This is a genomic window from Kocuria sp. KRD140, from assembly GCF_017168375.1.
Taxonomy (GTDB): Bacteria; Actinomycetota; Actinomycetes; order Actinomycetales; family Micrococcaceae; genus Kocuria; species Kocuria marina.
This window is the reverse complement of sequence record NZ_JABFAW010000001.1, coordinates 477,381-497,546: the sequence shown is the minus strand read 5'-3', so window position 1 is coordinate 497,546 and position 20,166 is coordinate 477,381. Positions and strand designations below refer to the sequence as shown.

At 68.7% G+C, this 20,166-nt stretch carries 18 protein-coding genes, 4 tRNA genes, 2 pseudogenes and 1 riboswitch; of the genes and pseudogenes, 20 read left to right on the top strand and 4 right to left on the bottom strand.

Translation table 11 applies throughout. From position 1 onward, the window contains the following. The 10 genes and pseudogenes from J1M36_RS02175 to J1M36_RS02135 all read left to right on the top strand — a co-directional run. The coding region (locus J1M36_RS02175) for an OB-fold nucleic acid binding domain-containing protein (RefSeq protein WP_342358269.1) at positions 1–1,728 on the top strand (1,728 nt) is incomplete at its 5' end. Positions 1,729–1,901: 173 nt separating this feature from the next. Next, positions 1,902–3,116, top strand: a complete 1,215-nt coding sequence (locus J1M36_RS02170; RefSeq protein WP_064846805.1) for a metallophosphoesterase family protein — start codon at positions 1,902–1,904, stop codon at positions 3,114–3,116. A 178-nt stretch (positions 3,117–3,294) separates the two neighbouring features. Next, positions 3,295–4,365, top strand: coding sequence for an App1 family protein (locus J1M36_RS02165; RefSeq protein WP_206478548.1), 1,071 nt, complete (start codon positions 3,295–3,297; stop codon positions 4,363–4,365). An 89-nt stretch (positions 4,366–4,454) separates the two neighbouring features. After that, entirely contained in the window at positions 4,455–4,946 is a 492-nt protein-coding gene (locus J1M36_RS02160) for an NAD(P)H-binding protein (protein ID WP_206478547.1), read from the top strand. A gap of 295 nt (positions 4,947–5,241) precedes the next feature. Beyond that, positions 5,242–5,478: a glutaredoxin-like protein NrdH gene (gene nrdH / locus J1M36_RS02155; protein WP_064846808.1), complete on the top strand. Its 237-nt coding sequence runs from the start codon at positions 5,242–5,244 to the stop codon at positions 5,476–5,478. Between the two features lie 152 nt (positions 5,479–5,630). Continuing rightward, positions 5,631–6,125: a class Ib ribonucleoside-diphosphate reductase assembly flavoprotein NrdI gene (nrdI, locus tag J1M36_RS02150; RefSeq protein ID WP_098054441.1), complete on the top strand. Its 495-nt coding sequence runs from the start codon at positions 5,631–5,633 to the stop codon at positions 6,123–6,125. After that, complete coding sequence (nrdE, locus tag J1M36_RS02145; RefSeq protein ID WP_206478546.1) at positions 6,122–8,281, top strand: class 1b ribonucleoside-diphosphate reductase subunit alpha; 2,160 nt, start codon at positions 6,122–6,124, stop codon at positions 8,279–8,281. The genes nrdI and nrdE overlap by 4 nt, the downstream gene beginning before the upstream one ends. Positions 8,282–8,431: 150 nt before the next feature. Further along, a pseudogene (locus J1M36_RS13070) lies at positions 8,432–8,782 on the top strand (hypothetical protein); the annotation flags it as partial. A gap of 76 nt (positions 8,783–8,858) precedes the next feature. Continuing rightward, a pseudogene (locus J1M36_RS12975) lies at positions 8,859–9,110 on the top strand (ornithine cyclodeaminase family protein); the annotation flags it as partial. Positions 9,111–9,364: 254 nt separating this feature from the next. Next, positions 9,365–9,757 (top strand): MerR family transcriptional regulator, encoded by a 393-nt coding sequence (locus J1M36_RS02135; protein ID WP_241246692.1) that lies wholly within the window; start codon positions 9,365–9,367, stop codon positions 9,755–9,757. Positions 9,758–9,980: 223 nt separating this feature from the next. Here J1M36_RS02135 and J1M36_RS02130 read toward each other — a convergent pair. The 3 genes from J1M36_RS02130 to J1M36_RS02120 form a co-directional block, all read right to left on the bottom strand. Then, positions 9,981–10,055, bottom strand: a tRNA-Val gene (locus tag J1M36_RS02130). 36 nt (positions 10,056–10,091) lie between these two features. Continuing rightward, positions 10,092–10,162 (bottom strand) — tRNA-Cys (locus J1M36_RS02125). A 57-nt stretch (positions 10,163–10,219) separates the two neighbouring features. Next, positions 10,220–10,292 (bottom strand) — tRNA-Gly (locus J1M36_RS02120). Positions 10,293–10,535: 243 nt separating this feature from the next. Between J1M36_RS02120 and J1M36_RS02115 the strand changes: the two genes are divergently transcribed. The 6 genes from J1M36_RS02115 to rpe all read left to right on the top strand — a co-directional run bounded on the left by J1M36_RS02115 (position 10,536) and on the right by rpe (position 15,724). Then, positions 10,536–10,607 (top strand) — tRNA-Val (locus J1M36_RS02115). 179 nt (positions 10,608–10,786) lie between these two features. Beyond that, positions 10,787–11,707: a cytochrome gene (locus J1M36_RS02110; protein ID WP_143467427.1), complete on the top strand. Its 921-nt coding sequence runs from the start codon at positions 10,787–10,789 to the stop codon at positions 11,705–11,707. A 45-nt stretch (positions 11,708–11,752) separates the two neighbouring features. Continuing rightward, positions 11,753–12,412: a peptide deformylase gene (gene def, locus J1M36_RS02105; RefSeq protein ID WP_206478545.1), complete on the top strand. Its 660-nt coding sequence runs from the start codon at positions 11,753–11,755 to the stop codon at positions 12,410–12,412. Continuing rightward, positions 12,409–13,359 (top strand): methionyl-tRNA formyltransferase, encoded by a 951-nt coding sequence (locus J1M36_RS02100; RefSeq protein WP_193519557.1) that lies wholly within the window; start codon positions 12,409–12,411, stop codon positions 13,357–13,359. Before def ends, J1M36_RS02100 begins: the two co-directional genes overlap by 4 nt. After that, positions 13,356–15,014, top strand: a complete 1,659-nt coding sequence (locus tag J1M36_RS02095) for a transcription antitermination factor NusB (protein WP_206478544.1) — start codon at positions 13,356–13,358, stop codon at positions 15,012–15,014. The genes J1M36_RS02100 and J1M36_RS02095 overlap by 4 nt, the downstream gene beginning before the upstream one ends. A 44-nt stretch (positions 15,015–15,058) precedes the next feature. Then, a complete protein-coding gene (gene rpe / locus J1M36_RS02090; RefSeq protein WP_206478543.1) occupies positions 15,059–15,724 on the top strand; it encodes a ribulose-phosphate 3-epimerase in 666 nt (221 codons plus the stop codon). Positions 15,725–15,770: 46 nt separating this feature from the next. On the opposite strand, the gene J1M36_RS02085 is transcribed toward rpe, so the two are convergent. Continuing rightward, entirely contained in the window at positions 15,771–16,127 is a 357-nt protein-coding gene (locus tag J1M36_RS02085; RefSeq protein WP_052160694.1) for a helix-turn-helix transcriptional regulator, read from the bottom strand. A gap of 124 nt (positions 16,128–16,251) precedes the next feature. Between J1M36_RS02085 and arsB the strand changes: the two genes are divergently transcribed. The 4 genes from arsB (at position 16,252) to ribD (ending at position 20,106) form a co-directional block, all read left to right on the top strand. Next, positions 16,252–17,316 (top strand): ACR3 family arsenite efflux transporter, encoded by a 1,065-nt coding sequence (arsB, locus tag J1M36_RS02080; RefSeq protein ID WP_241246774.1) that lies wholly within the window; start codon positions 16,252–16,254, stop codon positions 17,314–17,316. After that, positions 17,313–17,753, top strand: coding sequence for an arsenate reductase ArsC (locus tag J1M36_RS02075; RefSeq protein WP_206478541.1), 441 nt, complete (start codon positions 17,313–17,315; stop codon positions 17,751–17,753). Before arsB ends, J1M36_RS02075 begins: the two co-directional genes overlap by 4 nt. 57 nt (positions 17,754–17,810) lie before the next feature. After that, positions 17,811–17,986: riboswitch (FMN riboswitch) on the top strand. A 147-nt stretch (positions 17,987–18,133) separates the two neighbouring features. After that, positions 18,134–18,841, top strand: a complete 708-nt coding sequence (pnuC, locus tag J1M36_RS02070) for a nicotinamide riboside transporter PnuC (protein ID WP_131332861.1) — start codon at positions 18,134–18,136, stop codon at positions 18,839–18,841. Further along, a complete protein-coding gene (ribD, locus tag J1M36_RS02065; RefSeq protein WP_064846820.1) occupies positions 18,838–20,106 on the top strand; it encodes a bifunctional diaminohydroxyphosphoribosylaminopyrimidine deaminase/5-amino-6-(5-phosphoribosylamino)uracil reductase RibD in 1,269 nt (422 codons plus the stop codon). Before pnuC ends, ribD begins: the two co-directional genes overlap by 4 nt. Positions 20,107–20,166: the final 60 nt, after the last annotated feature.

Here is a 20,166-nt window from a genome sequence, read left to right as displayed (position 1 = left end):
CCCAACCGCGACACCATGCCCCGGGACGACCCCGACACCTTCCGGCTGATCAGCTCCACCCACACACTGGGGTGCTTCCAGATCGAGTCCCCCGGGCAGCGGGAACTGATCGGGACCATGGGACCGGAGGAGTTCAACGACCTCGTCGTGGACATCTCCCTGTTCCGCCCCGGGCCCATGCAGGCCGCCATGGTCCGGCCCTACCTCAACGCCCGCCACGGCTGGTCCACGCCCACCTACCCCCACCCGGACCTCCAGGAGATTCTCGCCGAGACCCGCGGGGTGGCCGTCTACCACGAACAGATCATGCGCATCATGGACCGGATGACCGGGTGTGGTCTGGCCCGCGCGGACATCTGGCGGCGACTGCTCGGCTCTGCCTCGGAGGAGCCCGTGGAAACCGCTTTCCGCGACGGCGCCCGCGCTCGCGGCTACGCCCCGGACGTGATCGACACGGTGTGGGGGATCCTGCACGCGTTCGGCAGTTTCGGTTTCTGCAAGGCCCACGCGGTGGCCTTCGCGGTGCCCACCTATCAGTCGGCGTGGTTGAAGACCCATCACCCGGAGGCGTTCATGGCCGGGGTGTGGGAACATGACCCCGGGATGTACCCCGCCCGCCTGCTCGTGGGGGAGGCCCGCCGCATGGGGATCCCCGTGCTGGGCCCGGACGTCAACCGCAGCACGGACCACCACCGGGTGGAGTCGGTCACGCCGCGGCCAGGGACCGTGGTCTCGGGGGACCTGGACCGGGGGATCCCCCACACCCAGGACGGTGCGTGGGGGATCCGCATGTCCCTGGGTTCCATCACGGGGATCAGCGCCGCGGAGATCGAACGTCTCGTGGCCGCCCAGCCCTACAGCACCCTCGCCGAACTGCGGGTGCGCGCCCGGCCCACCCGGCGCACGCTGCAACGGCTCGCGGAGGCGGGCGCCCTGGACTCCCTGTTGCACCGCGCCGAGACGCGGGCCTCCCACACGGACATGGTCCACTTCCTGCGGGAACAGGCGGATCGGCCCGCGACCGGGCGCGGGACCTCGGCCCGTGCGCAGCCCGGGGAGGGGCAGCTGGCCCTCCCCCTCGGGGACGTGGACCTGGCCGCCCTTCCGGCGCGGCTGCCTGAACCGAGCACGGGGGAGCGGGTCAAAGCGGAGATGGACACCATGCGCATCGAGGTCAGCGCCCACCTCATGGACTCGCACGGTGAGCTCATGCGTTCCTACGGGGCCACCCGCGCCGAGGACCTGTTGGGGTTGCGCAACGGCACCGAAGTGATCGTAGCTGGCGTGCGGGTCTCCACCATGACCCCGCCCATGCGCAGCGGCAAACGCGTGGTCTTCATCTCCTTGGACGACGGCTCCGGGGCCGTGGACTGCACGTTCTTCGACGAGGCCCAGGCCGCCTCCGGTGAGGTACTGTTCGCCCCCACGCTGCTGTTGGTCCACGGCCACACGCGCCGCACGGGCCCGCGGGGGATCGGGATCCAGGCGGCCCAGGCGTGGGACCTCTCCCGCCCGGAGACCCTCCCGGATCCCCGGTCCCTGCTGGGTTCGCGGCCCACACCGTCCCGTCCGCCGCGACCGGAGTCCGCTGAGGGCCCCGGACGACGCCGCAGCCACGGCCCCGAACGGCCCGGTGCCTCCCGGGGCCGCGCTCCCCAGGGGGACAGCGCCGTCGCCGGTGCGCACCCCCGCACCAGAACCGAGGTGAAACCCCAGGTCAGAAGGTGAATAACCGGCGCGCGGCTCGTGCCCCACGGGACACCGGGGCGCCACGTGGCCGTAACGCGGTGACCCTAGCGTGTGACTCACCCACCGCCCGTCGCGGTCGGATGCTCACCGCCCGTAGTAGCCGGACCCCCTCCGCCCGCAGCGGTCGGAACCCTTCGCACCAGGAGCACCACATGACCGAGAACACCTCACGTCCCTCGCGCCGGAACCTGATCACCGGAGGCAGCGCCATCGCGGCCGCCGGTGTGCTCGCCGCCGCGCCGTCGACCGCCCACGCGGCACCGGCGCTTGTGACCCAGCACGGCCACGGTCACAGCCGGATGCCCCTCTCCTTCGGGCGCAACGGCAGGTTCAAGATCGTCCAGTTCAACGACACCCAGGACGGCCCGCGCACCGACCGGCGCACCATCGAGCTCATGAACAAGGTGCTGGACCGGGAGAAGCCCCAGTTCGTGCTGATCAACGGGGACGTGATCGACGGTTCCCCGCGCACCGACCGCGAGGTCAAGCAGGCCGTGAACAACGTGGTGCTGCCCATGGAGTCCCGGGGCATCAAGTGGGCGGTGACATTCGGCAACCACGACGAGGACTCCACCGAGGAGCACGGCACCGGGATGCGTGAACCGCAGTTGGTCGAGTTCGTGCGCCAGTACAAGCACAACCTCAACCCCGGGGACGACCAGAAGGTCTTCGGCTCGTCCAACGCCCAGCTGTTGATCCGCGGGTCCCGCGGCCACGCCCCCGCGTTCGCCGTGTGGTTGCTGGACTCCGGCCGGTACGCGGAGGAACGCCCCGGCGGGCAGGACCGTGAGGGTCTCATGGGCTACGACTGGATCCGTCCCCAGCAGATCCGCTGGTACAACGACCTCTCGGTGGAGACCGAGCGCCGTTACGGGAAGAAGATCCCGGGGCTCATGTACTTCCACATCCCCACGTGGGAGCACCACCACATGTGGTTCGGTCAGCAGTTCACTTCGGACGAGTCCGGGCACGCGGCCGCCGTGAAGCGTCACGGGATCGTGGGGGAGAAGCACGAGAACGTCTACACGGGCATGGTCAACTCGGGGATCTACGCCGCGGTCCTGGAACGCGGGGACGTCTTGGGCCTGTACTGCGGCCACGACCACATCAACACCTACATGGGCAACTACTTCGGGGTCGAACTGGGCTACGGCCCCGGCACGGGTTTCGGGACCTACGGGCTCAACGACGGCACCCGTGACGAGCACACCCTGCGCGGTGCCCGCGTGTTCGAGCTCGACGAGCGCACCAAGCGCGTCTACACCCGCACGCGCCTGGTCTTCGCCAAGGACCTCGGGATCGACATGAGCCCCGAGACCCAGCCCATCGACCACCCCGAGCGCTTCCCGCGCTACGTGCGCGGCTGAGCCGCGGGCACCGGGACCGGGCCCCGGGTCCGTCCTCGCGCCCGGGGCCCGACGCCCTGCCCGCAGCCCTGCCAGGGGTTCGACGGCGCGGCCCCGCTCCACGACGCCGCGCGCCGTCGTCCGCGGCACGGTACGCCGCGACGTCGTGGGCCGGGAGTGCTGTGCAAAACTGTGAGGCATGGCGAAAAACAGTGGCGGGGGAGATCTGCTGCAGACCGTGGACCAGGTCACGGAAGAGGCGATCAACATCGCGTACCGCTTCGACCAGAAGCTGCAGCGATGGCGTCAGGGACGGGCCGTGCAGCGCGGGGACATCCCCACCATGCTCGCCTTCGACGGCTACGGCAGCCCCCGCTACGTGCGGGCCCTGGGGCGCGTGCTCCTCAAGACGGGCTTGCTGATCGAGGACACCGACGACGCCGCGGAGTCGATCCGCGGGTGGCGTTCCTTCACGTCCGTGCCCTTCGCGTTCGCCCACGTCAACGTGTGGTTGGGCGAGCACGAGTTCCACCTCGTGGCGGACAAGGGCGGCGTGATCGACGCGGACCTCAAGGTCTCCATGACCCCCGGGGTGCACACCATTTACATGCAGGCTGAGGGCTCGGAGGTCACGGAGGCCAAGGTCACCGTGGTCTCGGACGAGCAGCACGTGGGGGTCGTGTGCGACGTGGACGACACCGTGATGGTCACCGCCCTGCCCCGCCCCATGCTCGCGGCCTGGAACTCGTTCGTGGCCAACGAGCACGCGCGCATCCCCACGCCGGGGATGTCCACCATGATGGACCGGTTGCGCCGCAGCCATCCGCACGCACCCTTCCTCTATCTCTCCACGGGGGCGTGGAACGTGGCGCCCACCCTGCGTCGGTTCCTCACGCGCAACGCGTACCCCGCCGGAGCGCTGCTGCTCACCGACTGGGGGCCCACCACGGAGCGCTGGTTCCGGTCTGGTTCCCAGCACAAGGTGCAGAACCTGCAGCGTCTGGCGCGCAACTTCCCCCACGTGCGGTGGATCCTGATCGGCGACGACGGTCAGCACGATCCGCAGATCTACTCGGGCTTCGCGCAGCGTCACCCGGACTCGGTGGCCGCCATCGTGATCCGCAACCTCTCACCCACCGAGGCCGTCCTGGCCGCGGGCACCCGCGCCTCGGAGGGCCATCACGTGACCGTTCCGGAGGGCACGCTGTGGATCGAGGCCAACGACGGCGCCTCCATCTCGGATCAGCTGAAGGACGCCGGGTTGCTCTGAACCCGCGCGGGCCACGGGGGCGCCCCGATCCGGGCGCCCGTCGACCCGCCCCGAGCACATTGTCGGATGCACCCCCGAACGGAAGAACCATGGCACACACGACCCTCGGCATCACCGGCGCCACGGGACGCATCGGCGGGGCCGTCTCGCGCCGGCTCGAAGAACGCGGCGTCGCCCACCGGCTGCTCGTGCGTTCCCCGCACCAGGTCGCGTCCCACGTGGCCGCAGCGAACGGCCTGCTCGACGCCGCCACCATGGACTTCGCCGACCCGGAAGGGGCCGCGGAGTCGATGGCGGGACTGGACACTGTGTTCCTGGTGTCCGCGTCCGAATCGGCGGATCGCAAGCAACAGCAACTGGCCATGGTCGAGGCGCTGTCCCGCGCGGGCGTGCGCCGGGTGGTCTACACGTCCTTCGCGGCACCCGCACCGGACGCGACCTTCACGTTCGCCCGCACCCACTACGCCACGGAGCAGGCCATCGAGCGCGCCGGTCTCGAGTACACCTTCCTGCGGGACAACTTCTACCTGGACGTCTTCCCGGACTTCGCCAGCGCCGACCGCGTCCTGCGCGGCGCGTGAGACACGCCGTGCAAAAAAAATTTTCGTGACTTCCCCCGCCCGTCTTGTCCACATGGGCCCCGCGAGAACCGCGTGTTCTCAGGGCTCCCGGACGCGGTCCCTGTGGACAACCCGGGGAAAAGACGACATCCCCCTGTGGTTCACACGACCACATCATGTTGGGTCCTGTTCCGGCACACGACACTAGATGTAGTATTGACGTAGATCTTCAACCACCTGGCGCACCACCCGGATCCAGAGCCGAACGGCCCCGGAAGCGCCCGAAAATTGGTACTTCCCGCAAGGAGAATGGGCTATGTCTGTCACCGTGTATTCCAAGCCGTCGTGCGTCCAGTGCAACGCCACCTACCGTGCTCTCACCAAGAAGGGCATCGACTACACCGTCGTGGACGTCACCGAGGACACCGCCGCCTACGAGCACGTGGTGGGCCTGGGATACCAGCAGGTCCCCGTCGTGGAGACCGCCACCGAGCACTGGTCCGGCTTCCGCCCGGACAAGATCAACGCGCTGGCCCTGCTGCGCTCCGCCTGAGCCGGAAACGGACGGGCCGCCGCGGGCCGCCGCGGGCGGCCCGGCACCACCCGGGCGAGTGGCCCCGAACCCCACCGCCAGCCCGCCCCCGGAATCACACGAATTGAATCACACGAATTGGTACGACCCCCCCAGAATCGAAGTGACCCGGCATGAGTGCTCTCGCCACGGTTCTCGCCCAGGCGAAGGAGCGGGAACTCCACCGCGCACCCGTCGTCGCGGGGGATGATGCACCCCTAGTGGTGTACTTCTCCTCCGTGACGCGCAACACGGACAGGTTCGTCACCAAACTCCCGGTGCGGTCCGTCCGGTTGCCCCTGAAGACCACCGAAACCACTCCCCGCATTGACGAACCCTACGTGCTGGCAGTGCCCAGTTACGGGCGTCCCGGGGGAGCGGGATCGGTCCCACCGCAAGTCGTGAAGTTTCTCAACGATCCCGTCTCGCGCGCGCACCTGTTGGGGGTGCTCGGCGCGGGCAACACCAACTTCGGCCCCCTGTTCTGCGTCGCCGCGGAGAAGGTCGCAGCCAAGTGTCAGGTTCCCCTGCTCTACAAGTTCGAGCTCATGGGAACCGACGAGGACGTCGAGAAGGTTACCCAAGGATTGGACAAGTTTTGGCAAGCATCCATGCAACCCCGGGCGTGAGCGTCGAACCCGGTCACGAGGATCCCACCTGCCCCGAGAAGTACCGCGGGCTGGGCTACCACGAGCTCAACGCGCTGTTGAACCTCTACGACGCGGACGGCAAGATCCAGTTCGAGGCCGACCGCCAGGCCGCGCGACAGTACTTCCTGCAGCACGTGAACAAGAACACCGTGTTCTTCCACGACCTCGAGGAGAAGCTCAAGTACCTCGTGGACCACCAGTACTACGAGGCCGAGGTGCTCGAGAAGTACAGCTTCGAGTTCGTGAAGGCGCTGTCCAAGCAGGCCTACGGCTACAAGTTCCGGTTCCAGACCTTCCTGGGCGCGTTCAAGTTCTACACGTCATACACGCTCAAGACCTTCGATGGTCAGCGTTACCTGGAACGGTTCGAGGACCGTGTGGTCATGGTGTCCCTGTACCTCGCGGACGGGGACGAGGCCCTCGCGCAGCGGCTCGTGGCGGAGATCATCTCCGGACGGTTCCAGCCGGCCACGCCCACGTTCCTCAACGCGGGCAAGAAGCAGCGCGGCGAGCTCGTCTCGTGCTTCCTGGTGCGCTTCGAGGACAACATGGAGTCGATCGGGCGCAACATCAACTCCGCGCTGCAGCTGTCCAAGCGCGGCGGTGGCGTGGCGTTCGCGCTGACCAACCTGCGCGAGTCCGGTGCGCCCATCAAGATGATCGAGAATCAGTCCTCCGGTGTCATCCCCGTGATGAAGCTGCTCGAGGACTCCTTCTCCTACGCCAATCAGCTGGGTGCCCGCCAGGGCGCCGGCGCGGTGTACTTGAACGCCCACCACCCGGACATCCTCAACTTCCTGGACACCAAGCGCGAGAACGCGGACGAGAAGATCCGCATCAAGACCCTCTCGCTGGGTGTGGTCATCCCGGACATCACGTTCGAGCTGGCCAAGAAGGACCAGGACATGTACCTGTTCTCCCCGTACGACGTGGAGAGGATCTACGGCGTGCCGTTCGCGGACGTCAACGTGAGCGAGAAGTACCACGAGATGGTGAACGACTCCCGCATCGCCAAGAAGAAGATCAACGCCCGCGAGTTCTTCCAGACCGTGGCGGAGGTGCAGTTCGAGTCCGGGTACCCGTACATCATGTTCGAGGACACGGTGAACCGCGCCAACCCCATCGACGGCAAGATCATCATGTCCAACCTGTGCTCCGAGATCCTGCAGGTCTCCGAGCCCTCCGTGTACAACGAGGACCTCACGTATGCGCAGGTGGGCAAGGACATCTCGTGCAACCTGGGGTCCATGAACATCGCCATGGCCATGGAGTCCCAGGACTTCGGCGCGAGCATCGAAATCGCGATCCGCGGTCTCACGGCGGTCTCGGACATGTCCAACATCGACTCGGTGCCCTCCATCCGGCGCGGCAACGAGATGTCCCACGCGGTGGGCCTGGGGCAGATGAACCTGCACGGGTACCTCGCCAAGGAGCACATTCACTACGGCTCGACCGAGGGCGTGGACTTCACCAACATGTACTTCTACGCGGTGACCTACCACGCGATCCGCGCGTCCAACCTGATCGCCAAGGAGCGCGGCGAGTCCTTCGTGGGCTTCGAGAAGTCGGCCTACGCGAGCGGCACGTTCTTCGACAAGTACGTCGACGGCGTGTGGGAGCCCGCCACGCCGCGCGTCGCCGAGCTGTTCGAGCGGGCGGGCATCGCCCTGCCCACCGCGAACGACTGGCGTGAGCTGCGCGAGAAGGTCATGGCGGACGGGATGTACAACCAGAACCTGCAAGCGGTCCCGCCCACGGGGTCCATCTCGTACATCAACAACTCCACGTCCTCGATCCACCCGATCGCCTCGCGGATCGAGATCCGCAAGGAGGGCAAGCTCGGGCGTGTGTACTACCCGGCGCCGTTCATGGACAACGAGAACCTGGAGTACTTCCAGGACGCGTACGAGATCGGCTACGAGAAGATCATCGACACGTACGCCGCCGCGACCCAGCACGTGGACCAGGGCCTGTCCCTCACGCTGTTCTTCAAGGACACCGCCACCACGCGCGACATCAACCGCGCGCAGATCTACGCGTGGCGCAAGGGCATCAAGACCATGTACTACTCCCGCATCCGCCAGCTGGCGCTCGAGGGTACCGAGGTCGAGGGCTGCGTCTCCTGCATGTTGTGATCCCCGCCGTCTCCTGACGGCACCGCGTCGGCAACGACGCCGCTCCCGCCCCACCCGGGTCTCTTAGCCGGGTGGGGCGGGAGTTTTTCCCTGAAGTCCGGCCCTGGCCGGGGATATGCTGACGGAACGGTCGAGACAGTGAATCGGCCAATGCCGGAGCACCGCATCCCTGGGAGGAACCGCATCATGACCACCGAGGGATCGACCCCCCAGGAGCAGTGCTCGACAGGAATCCAGGGTGCACCCGCGTGGTACACCGAGGAACAGATCGTGCGGGCGGTTCCCGCCGAGCGTGCACGTCGGCTTCTCGAAGCCACGCTGCGTTCCGGATTCCGCCCGGAAGATGACCCCGGGCGCAGCAATGTCCCCGCCGGCGAGGGCCACCTGCTGTTGATGCCGTCGGTCATTGGTGACTGGGCAGGCATCAAGATTGCATCGGTCTCGCCCGGGAATCCCGAACGCGATCTGCCCCGCATCCAGGCCACCTACATGCTCATGGACTCGGCCACCCTGAGTCTTCGAGCTCTGCTGGAAGGCAACGTCCTCACCACCCTGCGGACCCCCCGCGATCTCGGCCGTGGCCACCGATTACCTGGCCCCGAAGGAGGCGACCAAGCTCGTGGTGTTCGGCACGGGGCCGCAGACGCTCGCCCACATCGCGGCATTCGCCGAGATTCGCTCGTTCACGGAGGTGGTGGTGTGCGGCCGGACTCCGCGCAAGGTGGACGCCGCCGTCGACTACGCCCGCACGCTGGGTCTCGCGGCCCGATCGGGGGACGCGAGCGAGGTACGCGACGCGGACGTGGTGGTGTGCACGACGTCGGCGGCGGAGCCCCTCTTCGACGGTGCCCTGGTGCCGGACACCGCGTGCGTCGTGGCCATGGGATCCCACGAGCATGTCCCGCCGGCGCATTCGGACGCCGCCGTGCAGGATCCCCCACATGGCCAACCCCACCGAGAAGAGCGTGAACGCGGCGAGTCCGTGCAGCCAGGTCAGGCCGTGGGGGTGGATGAAGGTGGGGGTATCCAGCGCGCGCCATCAGGACAACTGGCGCGCGGAGGACTATCCGAGGGGGCTGCGTCATGCTGCTCAATGCCCTGGCCGAGGTCAGTAACACCACCACGGCCGGCATTAAGTTCTACCGTCGGGAGGGACTGTTGCCCGCCGGTACCAGGCTCACCGCCACGCGGCAGGACTACGATCAGGGTCACGCGGAACGCCTGCAGCTCATCCGGGTACTGCGGGAGGAGGCCGGTGCCACGATCCCCGACATCCGTGCGCTGGTCACCCTGATCGACGATCCGCGGCGGGCCCCTCGTGGACGCCCTCGAAATCGCCCAGGCGCTCGCCGCGGGCCTGTCACCTGCCGAGGCCAGCGGGCCCCCGGAGCGCCGGGAGGATCCGATGATCCGGGACATGCTCACGCAGCTGGGGTGGCCGGACGTGGCAAGCGGGCCGCGCCGGGCGCTCGGTGAGTTGTTGGAGGGCATGCGGGCCACTGGGTCACCCGTGGACCGGGGGAGACGCCGTCCTGGGACGTCATCGTGGCCCGCGCGGTGCGGGGAATGGTCTCTTACAATCGGCTGACCCGGGTGCTGCGGGCTCTGGGCCATGTCTCCCACTCGGTGCGCGCCGCCGGGTCGTAGGTCAGCGGTGGCACGCGAAAGGCCCCGGAAAGTAGTGTTCCGGGGCCTTGTCTGGTGCGCGATACTGGGATCGAACCAGTGACCTCTTCCGTGTCAGGGAAGCGCGCTACCGCTGCGCCAATCGCGCTCAATGTTCATCATATTGAACGAGGTGGTTGCACCGAGGTGGAGACGGGATTCGAACCCGCGTAGACGGCTTTGCAGGCCGCTGCCTAACCACTCGGCCACCCCACCGGGGACCAGATCCTTGGAGGACAAGGTCTCAGGTCTCGACCAGGGTCGAAAACTGCGAGCGGACGACGGGAGTCGAACCCGCGACCCTCACCATGGCAAGGTGATGCTCTACCAGCTGAGCTACGTCCGCATTGTTGGTCGATCGAGGCCCTGGAAATCAGTACTCCGTTCTTCCGAGCGGAAACTTTATCACAAGACTTCATGCCCTTCAGTGTTTGTCCATCCGGGGTGTTGCCACCGGAGGACTCCGCTTTCGGGGCGTTGCCAACGAGCAAGAACATTACCCACCGGAACGGGCCCGGGCAAATCGATCGCGGAGGCCGAGGAATTTGCCGTTCCTGGACGAAGTGTTCTAGAGTCTTCAACGTTGCAAGCGCGATTGGCGCAGCGGTAGCGCGCTTCGTTCACACCGAAGAGGTCACTGGTTCGATCCCAGTATCGCGCACGGTAACGAGGAACCCGGTCCCGGGAGGGGCCGGGTTCTTTCGCGTCCAAGGCCAATCGGACCGGTCGGTCCGGCCCCGGCCGCGTGAAGTCCGGCTCCTGGACGGACGTCCGAGCCCGCTCCGCCCGGGTGAGCCCGTGATCGTTGTCCGTGTCTGGACCCCTCCTTACGCTGAGCCCATGACTCAACCCCGCTTGGCCCAGCAGACCGCCACCGGCCGGATGTACGCCCGGAGTGAGGGCGGGGACCTCGAGGTCCCTTCCATCACCACGGTCATCGGGTGCGAGGCCAACGACCTCGGAGGCTGGTACGCCTACACCGCAGCGCAGGCCCTGGCCACGGATCCCCAGTTGCCGGACGCGCTCCGGGACACGCGGCGTCGTCGTTCGCTCGTGAACCACGCGGCCAAGGCGGCGGAGCGGCACCGGGACCACGCGGCGCAGCGCGGTGACCGCGTACACGACTACTGCGAGCAGCTCGCGCTGCGGGCCATGGGCCGCGACCACGAGGTGGACCGGGCCCGGGACACGCTCGCAGAACACCATGAGACCCGATTCGCGGACAGTGCGGACCAATGGTGGCAGTTGTTCCGCCCCGAACCGCTGGCCGCGGAGATCACGGTATGGAACTCCACGGTGGGCTACGCCGGCACTCTGGATCTCGTGGCACGCATCGGCGGCAAGGTGTGTCTGATCGATTACAAGACCCGCGGGACCGACCGCGCCGGGCGGGTCAAGGCCCCGGACCCCAAGGTGGTGACCCAGTTGGTGGCCGGGCTCAAGGCCGAGGAATCCCTCGTGGACGCTACGGCGGGGGAGTGGGAACCGTGGCGCTACCGGGACGCGGAGGTCTTGATGGCCGTGGCGATCGGTGAGACCGAGGCGCTCACCGTGCAGGCCGCGCCCGAGCACCTCCCCGTGCACTGGTACAAGTTCTGCGCCCTGGCCAAGGTGTGGGCGCGCAATTCCCAGTTGGCCACCGCCGGGGCGCAACTGCGCAGCATCGCGCCCCCGCCCCTGGATTCCTCCCCCACGGGTCGCGTGGCGGGCGGCACGCAGGTCGTGACGGCCGAGACGGTCGCGGGCCCCGCCGTAGACTGACAGGCACACCCCGTCCCACGACCCCCATGAGGAGTGCACTCCGCGGTGAGTATTCTGCGCATTCGTACCATCGGTGACCCCGTCCTGCGCACCCCGGCCCAGGAGGTCACGCAGTTCGACGACGCCCTGGCTGCCCTCGTCCGGGACATGCTCGAGACCATGTACGCCGTGGGCGGTGTGGGTCTGGCCGCACCGCAGGTGGGCGTGGGATTGCGCGTCTTCACGTGGGGCATCGACGGGGACGAAGGGCACGTGATCAACCCCCAGCTGAGCATGGGGGAGGAGCCGCAGGAAGGCGGCGAGGGCTGCCTGTCGGTCCCGGGCCTGTCCTACGAGACCCCCCGCGCCGAGCACGCCGTCCTCACCGGGGTGGATTGCCACGGCGAGCCCGTGCACCGTGAGGCCACCGGCCTGTTGGCCCGCTGCTTCCAGCACGAGTACGATCACCTGGGCGGCATGCTCTACGTCGACCGTCTCGTGGGTGACGAGCGCAAGGACGCCATGCGGCAGTTGCGCGCGCAGTCGTTCACGGACACGACCGCCCGTGTCACGCGCGAACGCGAGGCGCAGCGCGCGAGTCACTCAACACCGGACGCACACGACGCCGCTGGGTCGGCTTTCGGTGCGGCCCGCACCTCGGGAGCCGCATCCGGCGCCGCACACACGGCCGGTTCCGCGTTCGGCGCGGCGGGTGATGCCCGATGAGCCCCGACACGAACCAGCAGCCCCTCAAGATCCTGTACGCGGGAACCCCGGAGACCGCCGTCCCCCCGCTCGAGGCACTGCACCAGGATCCCCGGATCGAGATCACCGCGGTGCTGACCCGTGAGGACGCCCCTGTGGGCCGCAAGAAGGTCATGGCCCCGTCCGCGGTGGGTCGTCGGGCCGATGAGCTCGGGCTGCCCGTGATCAAGGCCAATCGGGTCCGGGGTGAACTCCTGGACACCCTGCGTGACACCGGCGCGAGCATCGCGGCGGTCGTGGCCTACGGCGCCCTGCTGCCGCGACCGGCCCTGGAGGTCTTCCAGGACGGGTGGATCAACCTGCATTTCTCCCTCCTGCCCCAGTGGCGCGGCGCCGCCCCGGTGCAGCGGGCCCTCATGGCCGGGGACTCCGTGGTCGGGGCCACCACCTTCGTCCTGGACGACGGCATGGACACCGGCCCCGTGGTAGGCACCCTCACGGACGAGGTGCGTCCGGAGGACACCTCCGGGTCGGTGCTGGATCGGCTCGCACATGAAGGTTCGCCCCTGCTCGTGGAATCCTTGCTCGGTGTGGCCTCGGGCCGCGTGCACCCCACGCCGCAACGCGGTGAATCCACCGCTGCCCCTAAACTCACGGCCCAGGACGGGCGCGTCGATTGGTCACATCCCGCCGTGGCCGTGGCTCACCGGGTGCGCGGTGTGACCCCCGAACCCGGTGCGTGGACCGAACTCGACGGCCAGCGCTTCAAGCTCGACCGCGTGATCCCCGCCCCGGAGGTCACCGGGATCGCCCCGGGCCACGTGGAGCTGCGGGAGAAGCGGGTCTTCGTGGGCACCGGGTCCTACGCCGTGGAGCTGACCCGCGTGCAACCCAATGGCAAGAAACCCATGGCGGCCCTCGACTGGGCGCGCGGCAAGCAGAACACGGAACAGGTGGCCTTCGGATGAGTCGGGACCAGCAGCACCGCGGCCACGCCGGTAGCGGCAACGACCGGTCTCGGGGGAACAACCGCCGTCGTGACGATCGTCCGTCCCGTGATGCCGGCGGCCGGGGCCGCGACGACCGCTCGCCCCGGGAGGCCGGCGGGAGGGATCGACGAGCGGGGGACGGCTCGCGTCGCGACGCCCAGGGCCACGAGCGCAACCGCCTGGCCCAGCACGAGCGCTCCTACTCCGCACAGGCGCCCTCGCAGCGTCGCAAGCGCTCCGATCCCGCACGGCTGACCGCATATCAGGCCCTGCGCGCGGTCAACTCGGAGGACGCCTACGGGAATCTCGTGCTGCCACGCCTGGTCCGTGAAAACCGCCTCGACAAGCGGGACGCGGCGTTCGCGACCGAGCTCGCCTACGGGGCCATGCGGTGGAGTGGCACGTGGGACGCCGTGCTCGAGAAGTGCGTGGACCGCCCGCTGGACCAGTTGGACCCCGCGGTGCTGGACGCCCTGCGCCTGGGCGTGCACCAGTTGCTCGCGATGCGCGTCCCCGATCACGCCGCGCTGGACGCGACCGTGGGTCTGGTGCGCGGGGAGATCGGGCAGGGACCCTCGGGACTCGTCAACGCCGTCCTGCGCAAGGTGACCCGGCGCAGCCACGACGAATGGCTGGACGCGCTCGCCGCCGAGCACACCGACGAGCTGCGGCAGCTCGGTGTCCGCCACGCCCACCCGGTGTGGGAGGTCCGCGCGTTGCGCCGGTCCCTGCGCGCCAACGGCCGAGACACCGCGGAGATCGAGGCCCTGTTGGGAGCGGACAACGAGGCGCCCCGTGTGCACCTCGTGGCACTGCCCGGCATCGGCTCGCTCGAGCCCGTACTCGAAGCCGGCGCCGAACCCGGTGACCTGGTCCCGGGCAGCGCCGTCAGCGCAGGGGGAGACGTCCACCGCGTCCCGGGCACGCGGGAGGGCACGGTGCGCGTTCAGGACGCCGGCTCCCAGCTCGTGGCCCGCGTGCTCGCGCAGGTGCCCGTGGCCGATGACGCCGGCGCGTGGGCCGACTTCTGCGCCGGACCCGGCGGGAAGGCGGCGCTGCTCGCGGCATTGGCCCACGAGCGCGGTGCCACGTTGCTGGCCAACGAGGTCAGCGGGCACCGTAGTGACCTCGTGAGCCAGGCGCTGTCGGCCGTGGACCACGAGGCGTGGCACGTCCGCACCGGCGATGCCCGGCAGATCCCGTCCGGCCAGGACACGCGTTTCGATCGGGTGCTCGTGGACGTGCCGTGCACCGGACTGGGCGCGCTGCGGCGTCGTCCCGAAGCGCGGTGGCGGCGCACGCCGTCGGACGTCGCGAACCTGGCCCCGCTGCAGCGTGAGCTGCTCGACGCCGCGCTGGACGCCACCCGCCCCGGCGGCGTGGTGCTCTACGCCACGTGCTCACCGCACACCGCCGAGACGCACGACGTGCTCCAGGACGTCCTGGCACGGCGCGGCGACGTGTCGGTCCTGGACACCGCGCAGCTCGCCGTGGATGCCGCCCTGCCCGGCGCGCTCGACGACGCTCGGGCGGCGGGGCACGACGTCCCCGGCGGGGGCACGAGTGTGCAGTTGTGGCCGCACGTCCACGGAACCGACGCCATGTTCATGGTCGCGCTGCGCAAGAGCGCGTGAGCCGCGGCTCGGTCATTGATCCGGAACTATTCCCAGGAGGAACCATGTCCCGCTGTGACATCCACCCGTCAATCCTCTCCGCGGACTTCTCCCGGCTCGCGGAGGAACTCCAGCACATCTCGAACGCGGATGCGGCGCACGTGGATGTGATGGACAACCACTTCGTCCCCAATCTGACCCTGGGGTTGCCGGTCGTGGAACGGTTGCAGGCCGTCTCCCCGATCCCCCTGGACCTGCACCTGATGATCGAGGACCCGGACCGGTGGGCCCCGGCGTACGCGGAGGCCGGGTGCGCATCCGTGACGTTCCACGCGGAAGCCGCCACGGCGCCGATCAAGCTCGCGCGTGAACTGCGCGCGGCGGGTGCCCGTGCGGGACTCGCGGTGCGTCCGGCCACGCCGATCGAGCCGTACCTGGACCTACTGCCGGAGCTGGACATGTTGCTCATAATGACTGTGGAACCCGGCTTCGGCGGCCAGAAGTTCCTGGACGTGACCCTGCCCAAGCTGCGCCGCGCCGCGGCGGCGGTCAAGGCCCACGGGGGCACGATCGCGCTGCAGGTGGACGGCGGGATCACGGAGGAGACCATCGTGCGCGCCGCGGAGGCTGGGGCGGACACGTTCGTCGCCGGTTCCGCGGTCTACGGCCAGGACGACCCCGCCGCCGCGATCGAGGCACTCCGCAGGACCGCGCGGGAGCACCGGGCCTGAATTTATGCGCGCCCCGATGACGGGTCCGCGGAGAACGCCTTGCCTGTCAGCGCAGGTCCAGGAGTTCACGCAGTTCCGTGAAGGCGCCGCGCACCACGGTGTAGTGCGCCCACTTGCCGCGCTGCTCGCGTGTGAGCAGTCCGGCGTCCACCAGCTTCTTGAGGTGATGACTCACGGTGGGCTGGCTGATGTCGAGGACGTCCAGCAGGTCGCAGGCGCACACTGCGTCGCAGCCCTGCGCGGCGATGTGGGAGAGCAACCGCAGGCGCGTCGGGTCGGAGAGCGCCTTGAGCTTCGCGGTCATGCGCTCGGCCTCGCCGGCCCCGAGCGGCGAGGAGGCGAGCGAGCAGCACTCGGTTGCTTTCTCATCGATCAGCTCGGGTCGTTGCGCGGGTGCTTTCATACCGAGATTTTACATTGACGGACATCTATATGACCTCGTAGCGTATGTCCCATAGATGACCGTCGATACGAGGAGCTCGCCGCCCGTGAGTACCACCATCGCCTCCGCACCGGTGAGGCAGAGCATGTCGTTCCTGGACCGGTGGCTGCCGGCCTGGATCCTGCTGGCCATGGGTGCGGGCCTTCTGCTGGGGCGCCTGGTGCCGGGGCTGAACACGGCTTTGGAAGCCATGACGATCGGACAGGTGTCGCTGCCGATCGCACTCGGTCTGCTGGTGATGATGTATCCCGTCCTGGCGAAGGTGCGCTACGACGAGACCCGCCGGGTGACCGGTGACAAACGATTGCTGGGCCTGTCGCTCGTGCTCAACTGGGTCGTGGGACCGGCGGTGATGTTCGTGCTCGCCTGGGTGTTCCTGCCCGATCTGCCCGAGTACCGCACCGGGTTGATCATCGTGGGCCTGGCTCGGTGTATCGCCATGGTCCTGATCTGGAACGACCTGGCATGCGGTGACCGGGAGAGTGCGGCCGTGCTCGTGGCCATCAACTCCGTCTTCCAGGTCGTTGCCTTCGGCGCTCTGGGGTGGTTCTACCTCCAGGTCCTGCCGTCGTGGCTGGGGCTGCCGACCACCACGGCCGAATTCTCCGTGGGGGCGATCGTGGGATCCGTCCTGGTGTTCCTCGGCATCCCCCTGCTCGCCGGCTTCCTCACCCGCGTCCTGGGTGAACGGGCGAAGGGCCGGGACTGGTACGAAGAGAAGTTCCTCCCCGCGATCGGCCCGTGGGCCCTGTACGGCCTCCTGTTCACCATCGTGATGCTCTTCGCGCTCCAGGGGGACGCCATCACCTCACAGCCCCTCGACGTGGTCAGGATCGCGCTGCCGTTGCTCGTGTACTTCGTTCTGATGTTCGTCATCGGCCTCTTCGCCTCGAAAGCGGTGGGGCTCGACTACGGCAAGTCGGCCACGGTGGCCTTCACCGCGTCGGGCAACAACTTCGAACTGGCGATCGCCGTGGCCATCAGCACCTTCGGTGTTACCTCCGGGCAGGCAATGGCCGGCGTCGTGGGGCCGTTGATCGAAGTGCCCGTCCTGATCGGCCTGGTCTACGTGGCACTGTGGGCCGGCCCGCGCGTGTTCCCGAACGATCCCTCCGTCCCCACCCACCGAACCCGGGAGACCGCGTCATGAGCGCACCATCACCCACGAAACCGACCGTGCTCTTCGTCTGCGTCCACAACGCGGGCCGCTCCCAGATGGCGGCGGGCTACCTGGCCGCGATGTCAGGCGGCAGCATCGATGTCCGTTCGGCCGGGTCCGAACCGGCAGAGAGCCTGAACCCGGTGGCCGTGGAGGCAATGGCTGAGGAGGGCATAGACATCACCGCAGCCGTGCCCACGCTCCTGCGGGCGGAGCAGGTCAGGGCCTCCGACGTCGTCATCACCATGGGCTGCGGGGACACCTGCCCCGTGTTTCCGGGCAAGCGCTACGAGGACTGGGACCTCGACGACCCGGCCGGTCAGCCCCTCGCGGACGTGCGCAGGATCCGCGACGACATCAAGGCCCGCGTCGCCGGACTGCTCTCGGATCTGCAGGGCCGGGAGAACGGCCGGAAAACCAGGACGTGACCGCGCGGTGTCCCCGATCATGGGCATGGTGAGGCCGCGTGGCATAATGAGCGCAGCAACGTGTTCCGGGGTCGGTGCAATTCCGAACCGGCGGTGACAGTCCGCGAACCGTGAACACCGTGCACAGCACCGAGCAGGTTCCCGTGGGAACCACCGAGGATGCGCACGGAGGGATCGGCCGAACCGGTGGAAATCCGGTACCGACAGTACAGTCTGGATGGTAGGCACACGTGAGCGTCACGGCGTCCTGACCGTGCGCGGTCGCACGCGATCGCGGTCCGTCGGGTGGTGCTGTGACGTGCTCCGCCGCGTGATCGTGTTCGACGCGTGTGCGCATTCCTCCCCGGGACCACCGACAGTGGCGGGTGAGAGGAGACACCGTGGACGTCCTGCGTTGGTTGTTCGACGCGCAGTTGCGGGTGGGTGACGGTTTCATCCTGTGGCGCGAGGTGCTCGGCAACGTGTTCGGGCTGTTGTCCGCGCTGGGCGGGATGCGCCGCAAAGTGTGGGCGTGGCCCGTGGGGATCGTGGGCAACGCGATCCTGCTGACCGTCTTCCTGGGCGCGGTGTTCGACACCCCCAACCCCGTGAACCTGTTGGGTCAGGCCGGCCGTCAGGTCATGTTCATCGCGGTGTCCGTGTACGGCTGGGTGCAGTGGCGTCGGTCCCGCGGGGCGTCCGAGGAGGCCGTGTCCCCGCGTTGGGCCACCGCCCGCGAACGCGTGTTCCTGGTGGTCGCCCTCGTGTTCGGGACGGCACTTCTCACGCCCATCTTCCGTGCCCTGGGCTCGTACGAACCCGTGTGGGCGGACGCCTGGATCTTCATGGGCTCGCTGCTCGCAACGCTCGGGATGGCCAAGGGTTGGGTCGAGTTCTGGCTGTTGTGGGTCGCCGTGGACATCGTGGGCGTGCCCCTCCTGTTCTCCGCCGGTTACTACGCCTCGGGCTTGATGTACGTGTTCTACGGCGCGTTCACGCTCGCAGGGTTCTTCGTGTGGTGGCGCGTGAATACGCGCCAGCGCCGTCGCGCGACGATCGAGACGGGCTTCCCGGACCTGCGCCTGTCCGTGGGTGAGGACGAGAAGTGACGGCGTACGACGACGCCGCTGCGCCGGGGCCCGCGCCCCGCTCCCGTCCGGGGGCGGGGCCGTCCCGCGACTACTCGGCGGCGGAAAACGAGGCGATGCGCGCCGCTCTGGAAGCGGCTCGGCGAGGGATCCGCGGGGCCAATCCCGTGGTGGGCGCCGTGATCCTCTCCGCCGCGGGGGAGATCCTGCACGTGGGTCATCACCGCGGGGCGGGCACCCCGCATGCGGAGGCGGACGCCCTGCGTCTGGCCCGTGAGGCGGGGACACCTCTCGAGGACACCACCATGGTCGTGTCCCTCGAACCCTGCAACCACACCGGACGCACCGGCCCGTGCTCGCGCGCGATCCTCGACGCGGGGATCCCCCGGGTCATTTACGCGGTGGCCGACGGCACCGACACCGCCCGCGGGGGCGGCGCGTTCCTCGCCGCACACGGGGTGGACGTGCGTCAGGGGCTGCTCGCGAGGGAAGCCCACGATCTCAATGACCGCTGGTTCATCGCCCAGCATGATGCGCGACCGTTCGTGACGCTGAAACTCGCGCAGACGATCGACGGCCGCGTGGCCGCCGCGGACGGGACGAGCCAATGGATCACGGGTGCACCCGCTCGGGATCAGGGCCACGCCCTGCGCACCCGGGTGGACGCGATCCTGGTGGGCGGCGGGACCCTGCGCGCGGACGACCCGACCTTGACCGCGCGGGATGCCGCGGGTGAACCCCTCGCGCGACAACCCCTGCGGGCAGTCATGAGCACCCGCCCCGTGCCCGCGGATGCCAAGGTCCGGCGCGGCGTCGTCGACCGCGCGCCCCGGGAAGACACCGAACGTGGAGCCCCGGGAGACACCGGAACGGATCACGGAGAGGTCGCATACGCCGACCGCGGGCACGACGGGCGGTTCATCCACCTCACCACGCACGATCCCGCCGAGGCGTTACAACACCTCCGTGAACGCGGGGTTTCCCACGTGCTCGTGGAAGGCGGGCCCACGGTGTCCGCCACGTTCCTCGCCGCCGATCTCGTGGACGAGCTGTGGTTGTACCAGGCCCCACTGATCCTCGGGGACGGCGCTGCGTCGGTCGCGTCGCTCGGGATCGGGACGCTTGCCGCGGCGTCGTCATGGCGCGGTGACCCCGTGCGGCACCCGGCGGACCTCGCGCACCCCGGCCACGAAGAGGCCACGGAGCAGATGGAGGCGATCAGCCGCGTGGGCGTCGATGGACGGTGGCACTTGCGGCCCGCGGGTCCCGTACCCGACGCCCCATGACACGCCCCTGAACTGACGCAGCACACCAAGACCTCGCGCCGGGAAGTTCCCGAGAACCCC